The following is a 631-nucleotide window of genomic DNA, read 5'->3' as shown; positions in this document are numbered from 1 at the left end:
TAAAGAGAAGTGTTTGCATTCAGGCTTAGTTCTACATTCTGATAATGGGGCACCGATGAAGGCGCAAACGATGCGGATGAAAGCTTATGAGCTTGGGGTGGTGACTTCTTATAGCAGACCTCGGGTGAGCAATGATAATCCGTTTGCCGAATCTTTATTTAAGACGTGCAAGTACCGCCCGAATTGGCCAACAGAGGGCTTTAGTAGCCTAGATAGTGCAAGGCAATGGGTGCTTAGGTTTACTCATTGGTATAACATGGAGCATAAGCACAGTCAGCTTCGCTTTGTGACCCCTAATAAGCGCCATATGGGTGAGGATAAAGTCATTCTAGCAAAGCGTAAGCAGACGATAGACAGTGCGAAAGCATTAAATCCTGCGCGCTGGGGTGGCCGAGAGGTGAGAGTTTGTACACCTGTGCCGCCAACGACTTTAAATCCAGTAAAAGAGCCAAAATCGATTGATAAGATGCGAGTCGCCTAATTCATTAAATGGTGACAACTATGTTGACAAACACCGCACCTGTCGTACCAACGAGACTTTCCTAAACTTTGTGTAACTGCTTATAATCCATAGTAAAGGAGAATAAGCAATGACAAAAGAAACAGAACTAAAAAAACTAGCCGAACAAAT

1 protein-coding gene is annotated in these 631 nt (G+C 44.1%); it reads left to right on the top strand.

The genetic code is table 11. From position 1 onward, the window contains the following. The coding region (locus tag A1232T_RS00105) for an integrase core domain-containing protein (protein WP_208606889.1) at positions 1–481 on the top strand (481 nt) is incomplete at its 5' end. Between the last annotated feature and the right edge of the window lie 150 nt (positions 482–631).

The organism is Psychrobacter pasteurii, assembly GCF_900162815.1.
GTDB lineage: Bacteria > Pseudomonadota > Gammaproteobacteria > Pseudomonadales > Moraxellaceae > Psychrobacter > Psychrobacter pasteurii.
Note: the sequence above shows the minus strand (reverse complement) of the source record. Positions and strands in the feature narration are given on the sequence as shown.